Source organism: Ruegeria sp. F12 (genome assembly GCF_056533885.1).
This window is the reverse complement of record NZ_JBQFOV010000025.1, coordinates 1-15965: the sequence shown is the minus strand read 5'-3', so window position 1 is coordinate 15965 and position 15965 is coordinate 1. Positions and strand designations below refer to the sequence as shown.

Here is a 15965-nt window from a genome sequence, read left to right as displayed (position 1 = left end):
AAGCCGAAGCCGAAGCCGAAGCCGAAGCCGAAGCCGAAGCCGAAGCCGAAGCCGAAGCCGAAGCCGAAGCCGAAGCCGAAGCCGAAGCCGAGGCCAACCTTGAACGCTTCAAGGAAAAGATGGCTGATCGTAAGGCGGAAAAACAGAGCGGCTTTATGCCCGCTGTGATCGGTGGGGCCGTCGCCGCAGCGATTGGTTTTGCGGCGGGAAGCGCGGGTATGTTCGGTAGCGGTGACACCGATGCTGTAGCCACGCTCGAGGCCAAGCTGGCCGATCAGGCCAACCAGATCGAAGCTTTGACCAAATCTCTGGCAGATGCGCCGGATGTATCGGCAAAGATCGACGCGTTGACTGGGCAGATTGCGCCGATCACGGCGGATCTTGATGGGGTGAAATCCAGCCTTGATGGCCTGGCCGGGCAGATCGACCCGTTGACCAAACGGCTGACCGATTTGGAAAGCGGGGCCCTGACCCAAGGCGCTACGCCCGAGGCTACGGCAGCATTTGAGGCCGAGTTGAAAAAGCTGCAAGACTCGCTGGCTGCGCAACGGGCTGAGGTTGAAAAGATGGTTTCGGACGCGCAGGCGCTTGAAATGAAAGCCTCGGCGGAGGCACTGGCAGCGGCCAATGCCGCGATCTTGTCAAAACTGCACGGTCAGTTGAATGCGGGCCAACCCTATGGCGATTTGTTGTCCGAACTGTCGGCCGCAGGGGTTGATATTCCCGATGCTTTGTCGGCGTCGGCAGATAAAGGCGTGGTGTCAGTTGCAACCCTGAATGAAACCTTTGCACCTGCGGCGCGCGCTGCTTTGGCTAATGCGCGTGACGCGGATAAGGGAACGGGGATTGTCGCTTTCCTCCAACGTCAGACTGGAGCGCGCTCTGTGACGCCGCAGGATGGTGACGATCCCGATGCGATCCTGTCGCGCGCGCAGGCGGCGCTTTCAGATGGTGACGTCGCAGGGGCGTTGAGCGAAATTCAATCCCTGCCTGATGCGGCCCGTGCCGCGTTGGCCGAATGGGAACAGGCGGCGCAGGCACGGGTTTCTGCCGTGGATGCCGCAGATGCGCTTTCCTCTGGCGCGAACTCGAACTGAAGGACCTGCCATGCTGTGGTCACTGTTAAAAATCCTAGTTTTTGTTGCCATTGTCGGCCTGCTGGCCGTTGGGGCCGGGTTCCTGATGGAAAGCAGCGGTGGTATTCAGATCACCGCTGGCGGCACGGAATACACGTTGGGGCCGTTGCAATCGGTCATTGCTCTGGGTGTGCTGGTCCTTGCGATCTGGCTTTTCTTCAAATTGCTGACCCTGCTGGTCGCCACGCTGAAATTTCTCAACGGTGATGAAACGGCCCTGTCGCGTTATTTCGACCGCAGCCGCGAGCAGCGTGGCTATCAGGCGTTGGCCGATGGGCTTATGGCGCTGGCCTCGGGCGAGGGGCGGATTGCCATGTCCAAAGCCGCCAAGGCCGAAAAACTGCTGAACAAGCCTGAACTAACCAATCTGCTGGTGGCACAGGCGGCCGAGATGAATGGTGACACCAAGAAAGCCTCGGATACCTATAAGAAACTGGTGACGAACAACGCCACCCGGTTTGTGGGCGTGCGTGGTATCTTGAAGCAGAAACTGGCCGAGGGTGATGACTATACCGCCCGGAAGCTGGCCGAAAAGGCGCTGGCAATCAAACCGCGCCACGCCGAAACACAAGACATCCTGTTGGGGCTGCAAACCAAGTCGCAGGATTGGGCAGGCGCGCGTTCGACTCTAACGGCCAAGCTCAAGGCTGGTCATCTGCCGCGTGACGTGTTCAAACGCCGTGATGCAGTGCTGGCTCTGTCCGAAGCCAAGGGCATTCTGGAAGAAGGTGTCACGGTCGAACAGCAAGAACACGCGATCGAGGCCAACCGCTTGTCGCCTGATCTGGTTCCTGCCGCTGCGATGGCCGCGCGGGCCTATATCGAAAAGGGTAAGCCGCGCGCCGCGACCAAGATCCTGAAAAAAGCGTGGGAGGTGCAGCCGCATCCCGATCTGGCTCATTCCTTTGCGGAAATCGCGCCGGATGAAACGCCGGATGCGCGGATCAAGCGGTTCACCGCCCTGACCCGTACCCACCCGGAAAACCCTGAAACGCGCCTGATCCTGGCCGAGTTGAACATCGTGGCCGAGGATTTCCCCGAAGCTCGCCGTGCGCTGGGCGATGTGGTCGAAAAACAAGCCGATGCCCGTGCCTATACGCTGATGGCGGCGATTGAACGGGGCGAGGGCGCCTCGGACGCGGTGGTGCAGGGATGGCTGGCCAAAGCGTTGAACGCCCCGCGCGGGCCGCAATGGGTCTGCGACAACTGCCATGATATCCAGCCCGAATGGGCGCCGGTCTGTCAGAACTGCCACAGCTTTGACACGCTGAGCTGGCAAACCCCGCAAACGCCCGAGATCGCCTCGGCGACCGGTGTTCACATGCTGCCCCTGATCGTTGGCGCGCTTGAAGACAAGGTCGAGCCGGAGGTTGAAGAGCCGGAAGAAGAAGTTGCGCCCGACTTGATCGAAATGGAGGCCGAACCCGTGCGCCCCGATGTCGAGCCTGCGATCGAAGAGAAGGTCTGAGGACTCGGATCAACGGACACTTTAGAACCTTGATGCCACTTACGTGTCGCTGGGCAAGTACGTCCAGCGATACTTTGGCGGGGTCGGTCCCTTGTTTCGGCCACCCTGCTGAGATTGTTCCCACGCATGTGCAAGAATGCCGACAGAACGGGACAGGCAAAACAGGCCACGCGCCAATGGCGCGTCAAAACCAAGCTCGGCATAGATCACCGCTGTGGCTCCGTCGATATTCATCGGAACGGGTTTGCCTTTGCGCTGCGCCAATTCGCCTTCGATGTCGATCGCGACAGATTTGTAGCGCCCATCACAGGCACCTGCCTCAATCGCTTCGTCCACAAGGCTCATTAAACGTGGTGCGCGTGGATCCGTTGGGGTGTGAAAGCGGTGACCGAATCCGGGCAGAATTTTCCCTTGCGCGGCAATCCAGTCATCCAGCGCCGGGCCAACGGCGGATGGGTGAGCATTGACAAACTGATACAGGGTCACCGCTTGCTCGCCAGCACCGCCGTGGATGTCCCCTAGCATGTTCACCGCGCTTGCTATGGCATTGTTGAGCGGCAGTCCGCACGTCACTGCCATGCGGGCCGTAGCGATCGAAGGGGCTTGTGGCCCGTGATCCACGGCAGCAACCAAGGCGGCCTCGAACAATTTCAACTGTGCGGCGGATGGCCTGTCTCCGCGCACCATGAACCAGATCATTTCCGCGAAACCAAGGTTGCCGATAAGGTCCTGAATAGGTGTGCCCCGCAGGTCTATTCGTCCGGGTTCCATGTCGATGATGGATGTTGACCACCAGTCAGCGACATCGCTCATATGATCCCCTCCTTCGTCAACGCATTTATTTCGTCACGGCTCAGACCAAGCTCAGACCAGATCACAGCATTATCTGCCCCCAAATCCGGCGGGGCGGTCCGGGGCATTCTGCGTTGACCATCCATCACAACAGGGCTGCCGGTAAGTTTCAGCTCCTCGCTGTGGGACGGCAAAGATCCAATCAATCCGCGGCCTGTAAGCTGTTCGTCAGCCAGCGCTTCGGGCACGGTCATCACCTGCCCGGTTGGCACACCAATCGCGTTCAACTCGCGAACCCATTCCCGGGAGGGTCGGGTGCGCAGCGTGGCTTCAAGATCGTCCCTAAGGTTATGGCGGTTCCTCTTGCGATCTTCACGCGAGGCATAGTCAGGGTTGCCCAGCAAATCTTCCCGTCCAAGGTGTCGAGCAAGCGCCTGCCATTGTTCGTCACGATTGGCCGCGATATTGATCGGGTTGTCCGCAGTGGCAAAGGTTCCTGACGGGGCGGACGTGGTGTTTTCGTTGCCATGCGCTGCCGGTGTGACATCCCCGATCAGGTAGTTCGACACCACCCAGCCCATGGTGGAGATCACCGCCTCGGACATTGCGATATCCAGAAACGTGCCGCGTGGTCTGGCGTTCAGGGCCGCACTGATCGCAAAAGCGGCTGTTAGCCCTCCGACGGTATCGGCCAGCGGGTAGCCGACGCGACAGGGCGCTGTATCGGCTGCTCCGGTGATCGACATGACACCGCTGATACCCTGAACGATTTGGTCGTAGGCCGGGTCTTTTTTGCGAGGACCGTCCTGCCCAAAACCGCTGATTGCACAATAGACCAGGTTGGCATTTTCAGCGCGCAGAACGTCATAGCCAAGGCCAAGCCGGTCCATGACACCGGGCCGGAAGTTTTCGACCAGCACGTCGGCGGTTTGAACCAGCTTCTTCAGCAATTCTTTGCCCTTTGCGGGCTTCATATCCAGCGTGACGGATCTCTTATCCGCGTTCTGGGCGAGAAAACTGATGCCCATCCCGGCTTTGTTGCGGTCTGGGTCTGCGCCCAACACCCGAGCAAGGTCGCCGCCCTCAGGCCGTTCGACCTTGATCACCTCGGCCCCCATCAGGGCAAGCTGATAGCAACAATACGGGCCCGCTAGAACGTTCGTCAGGTCAAGAACCCGTATTCCTGCCAGAGGCTCAGTCGCCATCGGCGATACCGGCAGCCCGTGCCCGTGCGCGACGCGCGCGATAGCTGGGCAGCAACACCAACAGCGCGGCGATAACCAGCAGGCCCAGCGTCATGGGGCGTTCCCAGATAAACCCGATCCCGTCATAGAGCTGCATGGACCTTGCAAAGTTGTCTTCCATCATTCCGCCAAGGATGAACCCGATCAGAAGCGGGGCCAGCGGATAATCGGCAAATTTCAAAGCCGTGGCACAGACGCCGAACCCAACAAGGATCAACAGCTCCGTTGCATTGTTCTGTCCGATGTAAGCGCCCATCAACGTAAAGAACAGAATGAACGGTATCAGGTAGTTGCGCGGAACGGATAGTACCTTTGCGATGTAGGGGATCAGCGGCAGGTTCAGGATCAACAGAACAAGGTTTCCGATAAACATGGACATGATCACAGCCCAGAAGATCTGAGGCTCATCCAGCATTAGACGCGGACCGGGCGTCACGTTCAGAGCGATTAGCGCGCCCAGCAGGATCGCCGTGGTGCCGGAACCTGGAATGCCCAAAGTCAGCAGTGGAACGAATGATCCGGTGCAGGCCGCGTTGTTAGCTGTTTCCGGGGCTGCCAGACCCTTGATCGAGCCTTTGCCAAATTCTTCTTGTTCCTCTTTCGGAGCGATGTTGCGTTCAACAGCGTAGCCGAGGAAACTGGCGATCGTCGCACCGGCGCCAGGAAGAACGCCGATGAAGAAACCTTGTACGGACTGCCGTCCCACAACTGGTGCAATTGCCTTGGCTTCTTCCTTGGTGATGCGCAGGTCCTTGATCTCGCCATCATCACCTTTCAGATCTTTTGGCTTCAGGACCAGAAACAGCGCTTCGGGCAAGGCAAACATGGCCATGGCCAGCGTGATGAAGCCAAAGCCGGATTGCAGGTCCATGATTCCCATGGTGAACCGAGGCAGGTTGAACAACGCGCCTTCGCCGACAGTTGCCATGATCAGTCCAAGGACTGTCATGATGACGGCCTTGGCGACTTGACCGCTTCCGGCGAAGGCAGCGATGGCTGAAAGGCCAACGACCATAAGGGCGAAATACTCGGCCGAGTGGAACAGCAGCGCAACAGAAGACAAAGCCGGTGCAAACACCATAAGCAGGACGGCACCCAGCGTGCCGCCGGCAAAACTGGCGATCGCAGCGATCGTCAGCGCCTTGCCTGCTTTGCCTTGTCGTGCCATCGGGTAACCATCGAAGCTGGAAGCTACCGTGCCCGCGACTCCGGGTGCGTTAAGCAGAATGGAGGATGTCGATCCTCCGAAGATCGCTCCGTAATACACCCCAGCCAAAAGGATAAGTGCGGCGGATGGGTCGCCCATCGAGATCGCAACCGGGATCATTATGGCGATGATCGACATCGGTCCAAGACCAGGCAACATCCCGATGAATGTGCCGATCAGACACCCGGCGATGACCATCAGAAGGTTTTGGATTGAGAATGCCGTTTGCAGGCCGATCAGAAGTCCTTCAAGCATATCAGCCTCCGAAAATGCCCGGCAGCGGGCGCATGTAAATGCCAAGAACTTCCTGAACCAGATACCAGACGGCCCCAGTAGCGATGAAGGCAACAGGCAGCATGATGTGCCACTTGCGCTCACCCAGAATAAAAGAGCCAAGGATCAGGAATGCCGATGTGGAAATCAGGAAACCAACAGGACGCAGGCACAAAGCGTAGATCACCATCAAAGCCAGCAGCATCAGCGCCTGATCCAGATGATAATCACCCAGCCGGCGATAATCGATGTCGGCTTCCTTGATCTCGGACTTTTCAAAGCCCAGCAGGATAATTGTCGTCGTGATGATACCCAGAATGGACAGCACTTTGGGGAAGGTGCTTGGCCAGATGGGATTTCTTTGCATGAAGGGGGGGAGGCTACCGTCCATCGTGAACCAGGCGGCGTAGCCATATGTTAAACAAACACCCAGCAGAACGAGCGCGATCCAGCGATCCAACGCCATGATACCCCCTCCTTTTTTGTTGTCTTTGGGGAAGGCAGAGCGGCGGTCCGCTCTGCCGATTTTTGGTTAGAGGAAGCCCAGCTTCTTCATCAGATCACCGATCTGCTGTTCCTGCTGCTCAAGGAACGTCTGGAAGTCAGCGCCCGAGTTGTGGATGTTGACCCAACCGTTGCGTGCCCGAACCTCTTCCCATTCAGGAGTGTCGTACATCTTGGCGATCGCGTCTTGATATGCCGCCAGCTTGTCTTCCGGCAGGCCGGGTGCTGCGAAGAAACCGCGCCAGTTGACGAAGGTGGTATCAATACCCTGTTCCTTCATGGTCATCGCATCAGGAGCGGCGTCAACGCGTTCTTCCGATGTGACACCGATGATTTTGACTTCGCCCGCGTTCGACAGGTCAACAGCTTCCGAGAAACCGGTCGACAGGGCCGCGATTTCACCGGACAGAAGCGCCGCCATGGCTTTGCCGCCTGCGTCATACGGAATGTACTTCACGCCCAGAGCGTCTTTGCCAGCGGCTTCCATGACCATGGCTGCAACCAAGTGATCCATACCACCCGGTACCGAACCACCACCAATTGCTGTGGCCGAAGGATCAGCGTCAAAAGCTGCCAACAGATCGTCCATCGAGTTGATCGGGCTGTCTTTGCCTACGACGATCGCCGCATAGTCACCGATAGTGCCTGAAACCAGAGTCAGGTCGCGGAAGTTATGCGGGAAAACACCAGTCAGCGAACGGATAACGATGGGAGTTGAGTTCACCATCAATGTACCATGATTGCTGTCAGCGTTTTCAATCAGAAAGCCGATGGCCTTACCGCCGCCACCACCTGACATGTTCTCATAGGATGCAGTGCCAACAAGACCCGCATTCGTAAGGGCTTCACCCGTGCCGCGGGCAGTTCCGTCCCAACCGCCACCGGCACCACCGGGGATCAGAAAGTGGATGCTGTCCACGACTTGATCTTCGGCCAACGTCGGGCCGGTCAGGCCGATTGCGGCCACAGCTGCGATTAGGGCGCGACGGCCCAGTTTAATCGTTGTCATGATTTCCTCCCGTTTGACAACCGGCCGCATGGCGGCTCAGATTGGATGGAACAAAAACACACCAACCTGACATCAACCTGTCACGCGGCAAAATACTGAAAAAGCCTGATGAAATTTCTACTTGTCGAAGACAACCTGGACCTCGCGAACGCGGTCAGTTCGCGCATGCGACTGGACGGTCATGTCATTGATCACGCAGCGAATTTGGAGGACGCAACCGCCTTTGTCGAAACCGAAGAATATGACCTGATCCTGCTGGATATCATGCTTCCTGATGGGGACGGGCGAGACTTTCTGAAACGGCACCGGGCAAGTCGACTGGATACACCCGTGATCGTTTTAACCGCGCGCAGTCAGGTTTCGGATCGAATCGGTTCACTTGATCTGGGGGCGGATGACTACGTGACCAAACCGTTTGATCATGCCGAGCTTGAGGCCCGTTGTCGCGCGGTTCTGCGGCGTAAATCCGGCAGCGCGAAGTCCACGATCGAGATCGGCGGTGTCGTGTTTGATCCGGTGGCCGGACATTTGACCGTGGCCGGAGAAACCCTTTCGCTGCGAAATCGGGAACTGCGCATGATGGAGTTATTCATCAGCGCGCCTGGTCATGTATTCTCGAAACAGAAGCTGGCCGACCGGTTGTTCTCTTACGACGACAGCGTTTCGGACAACGCGATCGAGGTCTATGTGGGGCGGCTCCGCAAACATCTTGAAAAGTCGGACTTAAAGATAACGACCTTGCGCGGTCTGGGATACAGGCTGGATCATGACCGCTAATCCAACTGTTTCCGGGTCACTGCGCAACAGGCTAGTGCTGGCCTTGATTGGTGGCGCGGCGGTTCTGGCAGTCTTGTTGTTCCTTGCAGTCAGGAACTATGCGGCTCAGGTAGCGCAGCAGGGACAGGACAACATCCTCGAAGCATCCGTTACATCAATTCTTGATGCCGCCGCGCTGAGGGACGGGGTGCTTGAAGTGGATATTCCCTACGCGGCCTTTTCGATGTTGACCACCCCGTCAGATGACCGGGTGTTTTATGCCATTTATCAGGACGGTGCGTTTTTATCGGGATACGAAGATCTTCTTTTGGCAGGGGCGTCCGGACAAAGTGATTGGTTATTCACGTCGGGCGAACTGCGTGGGGAACGCATTCGCCAGGTCAGCGCAAGTCGAACGCTTGTCGGGTTGGGGAGGCAGACGGAAATTGCAATCGTGCTGGGTCAGACGCAGGATGCGCTTTCGCAGACTTTGGACCAGATTTCGCGCAATGCCGCATTTCTGGGTCTTGGCTTCTTTCTTTTGACTGCCGCGCTTTCTTTCTGGATCACATCGACCACTATCGGGCAACTAAACCGACTGACAACCTCGGTCACAAGACGGGGGCCGCAGGATTTGAGTCCCTTCAAGAAGCCGGTGCCCCGGGAAATGGCGCCGCTTGTCTTGTCCCTGAACTCACTGATGGGGCGCTTGGATCAATCGCTCAGCCAGTCAGAGGATTTTATTGCCGAAGCGGCCCACCGTGTCCGCACGCCGCTGGCGACTGTACGGTCCTATGCCGAGGCGACTCTGCATAGAGTTGAAAAGAAAGAAAACCGAGAGGCACTCCGTGCGATGGTTCGGGCGATAGATGAAAGTTCGCGCGCTGCGGGACAGTTATTGGATCATGCCATGATCACCTTCCGCGCCGATCATCTTGAGAGGGAAGATGTCGATTTAGTTGAACTGATCCGGGAACTTGTGCAGCGTTTGACGCCGATTGCGGAAATGAAGGAACTTTCGCTTTCTCTGAGAGGCGATACTGAGGTTCTCTATTCCGGCGACCCCATTCTGATTCAGAATGCAGTCCGCAACATGATCGACAATGCACTAAAATACGCGCCTGCTGACAGCGTGGTCGATATCGAAGTTACCGCCACACCTGATGTTGCAGTCAAAGTGAGCGACTCGGGCCCGGGCTTTCCAGCAGAAGAGATTGAACAGCTGACGCGCAGGTTCGAACGCGGCAAGAATGCAGCTGGGACGATTGGATCAGGTTTGGGTTTGACCATTGCCCAGGATGTGGCGACGGCCCATGGCGGAACCTTGGTTTTGAATAATAAGCCTACGGGGGGAGCATGCGTAGTCTTGTCACTTTAGTTTTTCTTGCGTTCCCCTGTTTTCTTTGGGCGCAGGATTGGGAAGACCAGTTGGTTTTCAATGATGGCGCAGAAGGCGCGCACCTACGTATCATCTCGAGCACTGACACAGTTCTCTTCGCGCCATTGATAGAAGGCTTTGTTGCGCGCAATCCCTCAATAAGTGTCGAATACTTCGTTTCGGGCACGGCGGATATCGACCGACGCGTTCGCGCGTCGCCGGACGCTTTCGACATTGTGGTATCCAGCGCAATGGATCTGCAACTGAAGTTGGCGAATGATGGCTTTGCGCTGGCGCTTAAGGATATCGAGGCTCCGCACTGGACGCAGTGGCACCAAAGCTTGTTTGCATTCACGACCGAACCTGCTGCTATCGTCATCAATCGCGAAGCGTTTGAAGGTCAGGACATTCCGCACACCCGGCAGAGTTTGATCGAGGCGCTGCGCGAGCGACCGGAGGAATTTCGCGGCAAGGTTGGCACATACGATGTACGTGAATCCGGGTTGGGTTATCTTTTCGCTACGCAAGATGCGCGCGCCTCGGAAACCTATTGGCGGCTAATGGAGGTCATGGGTGGTCTTGATGTGCGACTGTATTGCTGTTCGGGAGAAATGATAAACGATCTGGCAGATGGAAAAATTCTGGTAGCCTATAATGTCCTTGGAAGTTACGCAGCTGTCCGCGCCGAGCGCAAGGATGCGCTTGAAGTGATTTTTCCGACAGATTTTCAAACAACGATGATGCGGACAGCGTTAGTGTCTGAAGAAACGCAGGAGCCGGACGCAGCCGAAGCGTTTATCAACTACTTGATTACTGAAAAGCCAGTAACACAGGACAGCCCGTCTTCGCTTCCTCCACTGGTGTTGCAGAACGGCGCAACAGACCGAGAAACAATAGGATTAAACCCGTCACTGCTGACATTTTTGGATGACCTAAAGCGAAAAAAGTTCCTGTCAGCGTGGGAGAACGCGGTCATTCAATAGCAAAAGGACCACTAGCTTTACGTCGGTAGCGATTGGTTCAGTGTCGGGGCGGTCAGCGAAACCCAACCTATATAGAGATGGCCACAATAGTGGGCCAGTAAACTGATATTCGCCGTCTACAGCCAATTGTCCCAATCAATTCCGTTTGCTAACGTCGCCCTCGCGTCGGGGAGGGCGTGCAGACCAAGATGCTGGACTATTCGCATAACGCCTGGCTTGTGGCGGCCTCACTGGCCGTGGCGCTGATGGCAGGCTTTACCGGCCTTTACCTGACCCATGGCGCGTCCAAGCTGGACGACCAGAGGCGCAAGATCATAGTGGCGCTGGCAGCGGTGGTTCTGGGCGGCGGCATCTGGTCGATGCATTTCGTGGCCATGCTGGGCCTGCAACTGCCAATCCTGTTCTACTATGACGCGCTGATCACGCTGATCTCGGCCCTTGTGGCGATCCTGATGGTCGGGCTGGCGCTGCTGTTGTTGCATTTCCGGCCACGTTCGGTGCAGACGATCATTGGCGCAGGCGTGATCGTCGGGCTGGGCATCGTGGTGATGCACTATATCGGAATGGCTGGGATGGAACTGTGTCGCCCGGTCTACAACGCGTGGGACGTGCTGTTGTCGACGCTGGCCTCGGTCGTGCTGTCGGTCGTGGCGATCTGGGTGGCCTATGACAACCGCACGCAGCGTAACATCTTGCTGGGAACGGCCTGTTTCGGTCTGGCCGTATTTACCATGCATTTTGTGGCCACCGGCCTGACGGATTTCACGGCCAGCGACAGCGCGGGGGGGGCCGGTCCGGCGCTTAACAATCAGGTGCTGGCGATGGGTGTGACGGTGGCCGTGTTCTTGATCTGCGGTGCATTCCTGTTGACCGGCGTTAGCTTTCTTGAACCTGCCGCAGTTGCGGCGCCTGCTCCACTCAGCCCCGAACCCGCGACTTTGCGGGCGGGCATCCCGTTTGAGCGCGAGGGCCAGACCTTTTTCGCCGCCCCGACCGAGATCGCCGCAATCCGGGCCGAGGGGCATTATACCGTTCTTTATATCGGGGCCGAGAAATTGTTTTGCCCCTGGTCCATAACCGAGGCCGAAACCCGCCTGACCCCCGATGGCTTTTTGCGTGCCCATCGCAGCTATCTGGTGAACCCCAAACATGTCTCGGGGTTCGAACGTCACAAGGACAATGGCACGTGTTATTTCGACGGTGTGGATGCGTTGACTAAGGTGCCGGTCAGCCGGTCGCGCCTGTCCGACATTCGCGACGCGCTGGGTCTCTGATCGCAACTCGTGCAGCCTATTCGCGTTTCGTGAAACAAGCTACGCGCCCCGTTCCCCTTGGCTGGAACCCCTGATGTGACCGTTCTTTTCTGAGTGCAGGTACCCCAAGGCATATTGCTTCGGACCCAGGGAGGAAAATTATGATACCAGCTGGTTTTGAGTATCACCGGCCAGGCGACATCGCCTCGGCCATCGGCATTTTGCAAGAACACGGAGACGAAGCGCGCGTGATCGCGGGCGGGCACAGCCTGATCCCGATGATGAAGCTGCGCATGGCCGAGATGGGCCATCTGGTCGATCTGCAAGCCATCGACGAACTAAAGGGCATCGAGGTCGGCGCCGACACCGTGACCTTGGGTGCGATGGTCACGCAGCACGAGTTGATCACGCATGACGGTCTGGCCGCTGCCATTCCGCTGATCCGCGAGGCGGCTTTGCAGATCGCTGATCCGCAGGTGCGCTATGTGGGCACCGTCGGTGGCAATGTGGCCAATGGGGATCCGGGCAATGACATGCCGGGGTTGATGCAATGCCTGAACGCCACATTTGATCTGTCCGGTCCCGATGGCAATCGCAGCGTCGCCGCGCGTGAGTTTTACGAGGCCGCGTATTTCACCGCCCGCGAGGATGAGGAAATCCTGACTCGTATCTCGATCCCGGTGCCCAGCGCGGGAGTCGGTCAGGCGTATGAAAAGCAAAAGCGCAAGATTGGCGACTATGCCACGGCTGCGGCTGCTGTGATGGTGGGCAATGGAACGGCCTCGGTCGCGATGACCAATCTGGCTGACACGCCTGTGTGGTCCGAAAGCGCAAGTGCTGCACTGGCCGATGGCGATGTGAATGGCTGCGTTGCCGCGATGCTGGATGCGATCGAGCCCGTGGCCGACAATCGCGGCCCCGTCGAATTCAAGAAACATGTGGCAGGCGTCATGCTGCGCCGCGCCATCGACCGCGCCCAAAACCGCGCGGGTTGAGGGGAGGAGAACCCATGTCAAAAATGCACGTCAAACTCACCGTGAACGGCAAAGAGGTCGAAGGTCTGGCCGAGCCACGCACGCTGTTGATCCACTTCCTGCGGGAAGATCTGAAAATCACCGGCCCTCACATCGGGTGCGAAACCAGCCACTGCGGCGCTTGCACCGTTGATATCGATGGCAAGTCTGTCAAGTCCTGCACCACCTTCGTGGCGCAGGTGAACGGCGCCGATATCACCACGGTCGAAGGCCTCACCAATGATGACGGCAGCCTTGGTGTATTGCAGGAGATGTTCCGCGAACATCATGGCCTGCAATGCGGTTTCTGCACGCCGGGCATGATCACCCGCGCCCATCGCCTGCTGCAGGAAAACCCGAACCCGACCGAGGAAGAAATTCGTTTCGGTATGGCTGGGAACCTCTGCCGCTGCACCGGCTACCAGAACATCGTCAAGGCGATCTCGGCCTCGGCTGACATGCTGAATGCTCAGAAGGAGGCCGCGGAATGAACGACCAGACACTGACCCCCGAAGAACGCGCCGCCAACCTCAAAGGGATGGGTAGCTCGCGCAAACGCGTCGAGGATGTGCGCTTTACCCAAGGCAAGGGCAATTACGTCGACGACATCAAGCTGGACGGCATGCTGTTCGGCGACTTTGTGCGCTCCCCCTACGCACATGCCCGCGTTGTCAGCGTGAACAAAGAGGCCGCGCTGGCGCTGCCCGGCGTGATCGCTGTTCTGACTGCCGAAGACTTGTCGCCGCTGGGCCTGCATTGGATGCCGACACTGGCGGGCGACAAGCAGATGGTGCTGGCCGATGGCAAAGTGCTGTTCCAAGGTCAGGAGGTCGCTTTCGTTGTGGCCGAGGATCGCTATATCGCGGCGGATGCTGCGGAACTGGTCGAGGTTGAATACGAGGAACTTCCTGTTCTGACCGACCCGTTCGAGGCGCTGAAATCCGATGTGGTCCTGCGTGAAGACCTTGAGGGTCAGACCGAAGGTGCGCACGGGCCGCGCAAGCATCACAACCACATCTTCACCTGGGAACAGGGCGACAAAGACGCGACGGAGGCTATTCTGGCCGAGGCCGATGTGGTGGCTGAAGAGATGGTCTATTACCACCGTACCCATCCTTGCCCGCTGGAGACCTGCGGGTCTGTAGCCAGCATGGATAAGGTGACTGGGAAACTGACGCTTTACGGTACGTTTCAGGCTCCGCACGCGATCCGCACGGTTGTCTCGCTGATCTCTGGCATTGCCGAGCACAATATCCGCGTCATCAGCCCCGACATCGGTGGTGGCTTTGGCAACAAGGTTGGAGCCTATGCGGGCTATGTCTGTTCGGTCGTGGCGTCCATCGTGACCGGCAAGCCGGTGAAGTGGGTCGAGGACCGGATGGAGAATCTGATGTCCACCGCCTTTGCCCGCGACTACTGGATGCAGGGCAAAATCGCGGCAACGAAGGACGGTAAGATCACTGGTCTGTGGTGTCACACGACGGCGGATCACGGCGGGTTTGACGCCTGTGCCGATCCAACCAAGTTCCCGGCGGGGTTCATGAACATCTGTACCGGGTCCTATGACATACCGACCGCTTATCTGGCCGTGGATGGGGTTTATACCAATAAGGCTCCGGGCGGGGTAGCCTATCGCTGTTCCTTCCGTGTGACCGAGGCGGCCTATTTCATCGAACGGATGATCGAGGTTCTGGCGATCAAGCTGAACATGGACGCGGCCGAACTGCGCCGGATCAACTTCATCAAGGCCGATCAGTTCCCCTATCAGTCGGCATTGGGCTGGGAATATGACTCGGGCGATTATCACACCGCTTGGGACAAGGCGCTGAAAGCGGTGGATTACGAAGGTCTGCGGGCCGAACAGGCGCAGCGGGTTGAGGAGTTCAAAGCCGGTAAGACTCGCAAACTGCTGGGCATTGGTCTGACGCATTTCACAGAAATCGTGGGCGCGGGGCCGGTCAAGAATTGCGATATCCTCGGGCTGGGTATGTTTGACTCGTGCGAAATCCGCATTCACCCGACAGGGTCGGCTATCGCACGGCTGGGGACGATTTCTCAGGGTCAAGGTCATGCCACGACCTTTGCGCAGATCATCGCCAGTGAGATCGGGTTGCCTGCCGATGACATCACGCTGGAGGAAGGCGATACCGACACCGCTCCGTATGGTCTGGGAACTTACGGGTCTCGGTCGACGCCTGTTGCAGGTGCGGCAACGGCAATGGCCGCGCGCAAAATCCGTGCCAAGGCGCAGATGATTGCGGCCTATCTGCTGGAGGTCCATGACGACGATGTCGAGTGGGACGTGGATCGGTTCTCGGTCAAGGGCGCGCCTGAGCGGTTCAAAACGATGAAGGAAATCGCCTTTGCCGCCTATAATCAGGCGATCCCTGGCTTGGAGCCAGGTCTTGAGGCTGTCAGCTACTATGACCCGCCGAATATGACCTACCCGTTCGGGGCCTATATCTGCGTCATGGAGATCGACGTGGATACCGGCGAATGGGACGTTCGGAAGTTCTATGCGCTGGACGATTGCGGCACGCGGATCAACCCGATGATCATCGACGGGCAGGTTCATGGTGGCGTGACCGAAGCGCTGGCCATCGCGATGGGGCAAGAGATTGCCTATGACGAGATGGGTAATGTGAAGACCGGCACGCTGATGGATTTCTTCCTGCCGACTGCGTGGGAGACACCGAACTATATCACCGACTATACGGTGACGCCGTCCCCGCACCATCCGATTGGCGCGAAGGGTGTTGGGGAAAGCCCCAATGTGGGTGGTGTGCCCTGTTTCTCGAACGCGGTGCATGATGCGTTCCGGCCCTTTGGGTTGGTGCAGAGCCATATGCCGCATGATCATTGGCGGATCTGGAAGATCGCAAATGGGTTGGGGATGCACGGGTGAATGGGTTCGGACCGGCCTGAGCCGGTCCGACTCAGCAAGGGGGC

At 58.0% G+C, this 15965-nt stretch carries 14 protein-coding genes; 9 read left to right on the top strand and 5 right to left on the bottom strand.

From position 1 onward, the window contains the following. Positions 1-1097, top strand: a 1097-nt coding sequence (locus ACR0CA_RS20190) for a COG4223 family protein (RefSeq protein WP_480900976.1), incomplete at its 5' end; no start/stop codon positions are given. 10 nt (positions 1098-1107) lie between these two features. After that, on the top strand, positions 1108-2604 hold the full coding sequence (locus ACR0CA_RS20185) for a heme biosynthesis HemY N-terminal domain-containing protein (RefSeq protein WP_480900974.1): 1497 nt from the start codon (positions 1108-1110) through the stop codon (positions 2602-2604). 39 nt (positions 2605-2643) lie between these two features. On the opposite strand, the gene ACR0CA_RS20180 is transcribed toward ACR0CA_RS20185, so the two are convergent. The 5 genes from ACR0CA_RS20180 to ACR0CA_RS20160 all read right to left on the bottom strand — a co-directional run bounded on the left by ACR0CA_RS20180 (position 2644) and on the right by ACR0CA_RS20160 (position 7633). Next, on the bottom strand, positions 2644-3417 hold the full coding sequence (locus ACR0CA_RS20180) for a citryl-CoA lyase (protein ID WP_480900972.1): 774 nt from the start codon (positions 3415-3417) through the stop codon (positions 2644-2646). Beyond that, positions 3414-4601 (bottom strand): CaiB/BaiF CoA transferase family protein, encoded by a 1188-nt coding sequence (locus ACR0CA_RS20175; protein WP_480900970.1) that lies wholly within the window; start codon positions 4599-4601, stop codon positions 3414-3416. The genes ACR0CA_RS20180 and ACR0CA_RS20175 overlap by 4 nt, the downstream gene beginning before the upstream one ends. After that, entirely contained in the window at positions 4591-6102 is a 1512-nt protein-coding gene (locus tag ACR0CA_RS20170; RefSeq protein ID WP_170355570.1) for a tripartite tricarboxylate transporter permease, read from the bottom strand. Before ACR0CA_RS20170 ends, ACR0CA_RS20175 begins: the two co-directional genes overlap by 11 nt. 1 nt (position 6103) lies before the next feature. Next, complete coding sequence (locus ACR0CA_RS20165) at positions 6104-6586, bottom strand: tripartite tricarboxylate transporter TctB family protein (RefSeq protein WP_170771248.1); 483 nt, start codon at positions 6584-6586, stop codon at positions 6104-6106. Positions 6587-6652: 66 nt separating this feature from the next. Continuing rightward, positions 6653-7633 carry a Bug family tripartite tricarboxylate transporter substrate binding protein gene (locus tag ACR0CA_RS20160; protein ID WP_170355568.1) on the bottom strand — a complete coding sequence of 327 codons (981 nt, stop codon included), beginning with the start codon at positions 7631-7633 and terminating at the stop codon, positions 6653-6655. Between the two features lie 108 nt (positions 7634-7741). Here ACR0CA_RS20160 and ACR0CA_RS20155 point away from each other — a divergent pair, with 108 nt between their 5' ends. The 7 genes from ACR0CA_RS20155 to ACR0CA_RS20125 all read left to right on the top strand — a co-directional run bounded on the left by ACR0CA_RS20155 (position 7742) and on the right by ACR0CA_RS20125 (position 15921). Beyond that, the gene (locus ACR0CA_RS20155) at positions 7742-8410 is read left to right on the top strand and encodes a response regulator transcription factor (RefSeq protein WP_170771245.1); all 669 of its coding nucleotides are present in this window, start codon (positions 7742-7744) and stop codon (positions 8408-8410) included. Then, complete coding sequence (locus tag ACR0CA_RS20150; RefSeq protein WP_170790171.1) at positions 8400-9767, top strand: sensor histidine kinase; 1368 nt, start codon at positions 8400-8402, stop codon at positions 9765-9767. The genes ACR0CA_RS20155 and ACR0CA_RS20150 overlap by 11 nt, the downstream gene beginning before the upstream one ends. After that, a complete protein-coding gene (locus ACR0CA_RS20145) occupies positions 9746-10750 on the top strand; it encodes an ABC transporter substrate-binding protein (protein ID WP_480900968.1) in 1005 nt (334 codons plus the stop codon). The genes ACR0CA_RS20150 and ACR0CA_RS20145 overlap by 22 nt, the downstream gene beginning before the upstream one ends. A gap of 188 nt (positions 10751-10938) precedes the next feature. Next, positions 10939-12024, top strand: a complete 1086-nt coding sequence (locus ACR0CA_RS20140) for an MHYT domain-containing protein (protein ID WP_480900978.1) — start codon at positions 10939-10941, stop codon at positions 12022-12024. Positions 12025-12164: 140 nt separating this feature from the next. Then, on the top strand, positions 12165-12998 hold the full coding sequence (locus ACR0CA_RS20135; protein ID WP_480900965.1) for an FAD binding domain-containing protein: 834 nt from the start codon (positions 12165-12167) through the stop codon (positions 12996-12998). 14 nt (positions 12999-13012) lie between these two features. After that, on the top strand, positions 13013-13507 hold the full coding sequence (locus tag ACR0CA_RS20130) for a (2Fe-2S)-binding protein (protein ID WP_170355562.1): 495 nt from the start codon (positions 13013-13015) through the stop codon (positions 13505-13507). Further along, positions 13504-15921, top strand: a complete 2418-nt coding sequence (locus tag ACR0CA_RS20125) for an aerobic carbon-monoxide dehydrogenase large subunit (protein WP_480900963.1) — start codon at positions 13504-13506, stop codon at positions 15919-15921. The genes ACR0CA_RS20130 and ACR0CA_RS20125 overlap by 4 nt, the downstream gene beginning before the upstream one ends. Positions 15922-15965 lie beyond the last annotated feature (44 nt).

What these genes read in the sequence shown, in the direction of transcription:
- ACR0CA_RS20185 (WP_480900974.1), top strand. Translation starts at nt 1,108, where the DNA reads ATGCTGTGGTCACTGTTAAAAATCCTAGTTTTTGTTGCCATTGTCGGC.
- ACR0CA_RS20180 (WP_480900972.1), bottom strand. Translation starts at nt 3,417, where the DNA reads ATGAGCGATGTCGCTGACTGGTGGTCAACATCCATCATCGACATGGAA.
- ACR0CA_RS20175 (WP_480900970.1), bottom strand. Translation starts at nt 4,601, where the DNA reads ATGGCGACTGAGCCTCTGGCAGGAATACGGGTTCTTGACCTGACGAAC.
- ACR0CA_RS20170 (WP_170355570.1), bottom strand. Translation starts at nt 6,102, where the DNA reads ATGCTTGAAGGACTTCTGATCGGCCTGCAAACGGCATTCTCAATCCAA.
- ACR0CA_RS20165 (WP_170771248.1), bottom strand. Translation starts at nt 6,586, where the DNA reads ATGGCGTTGGATCGCTGGATCGCGCTCGTTCTGCTGGGTGTTTGTTTA.
- ACR0CA_RS20160 (WP_170355568.1), bottom strand. Translation starts at nt 7,633, where the DNA reads ATGACAACGATTAAACTGGGCCGTCGCGCCCTAATCGCAGCTGTGGCC.
- ACR0CA_RS20155 (WP_170771245.1), top strand. Translation starts at nt 7,742, where the DNA reads ATGAAATTTCTACTTGTCGAAGACAACCTGGACCTCGCGAACGCGGTC.
- ACR0CA_RS20150 (WP_170790171.1), top strand. Translation starts at nt 8,400, where the DNA reads ATGACCGCTAATCCAACTGTTTCCGGGTCACTGCGCAACAGGCTAGTG.
- ACR0CA_RS20145 (WP_480900968.1), top strand. Translation starts at nt 9,746, where the DNA reads ATGCGTAGTCTTGTCACTTTAGTTTTTCTTGCGTTCCCCTGTTTTCTT.
- ACR0CA_RS20140 (WP_480900978.1), top strand. Translation starts at nt 10,939, where the DNA reads ATGCTGGACTATTCGCATAACGCCTGGCTTGTGGCGGCCTCACTGGCC.
- ACR0CA_RS20135 (WP_480900965.1), top strand. Translation starts at nt 12,165, where the DNA reads ATGATACCAGCTGGTTTTGAGTATCACCGGCCAGGCGACATCGCCTCG.
- ACR0CA_RS20130 (WP_170355562.1), top strand. Translation starts at nt 13,013, where the DNA reads ATGTCAAAAATGCACGTCAAACTCACCGTGAACGGCAAAGAGGTCGAA.
- ACR0CA_RS20125 (WP_480900963.1), top strand. Translation starts at nt 13,504, where the DNA reads ATGAACGACCAGACACTGACCCCCGAAGAACGCGCCGCCAACCTCAAA.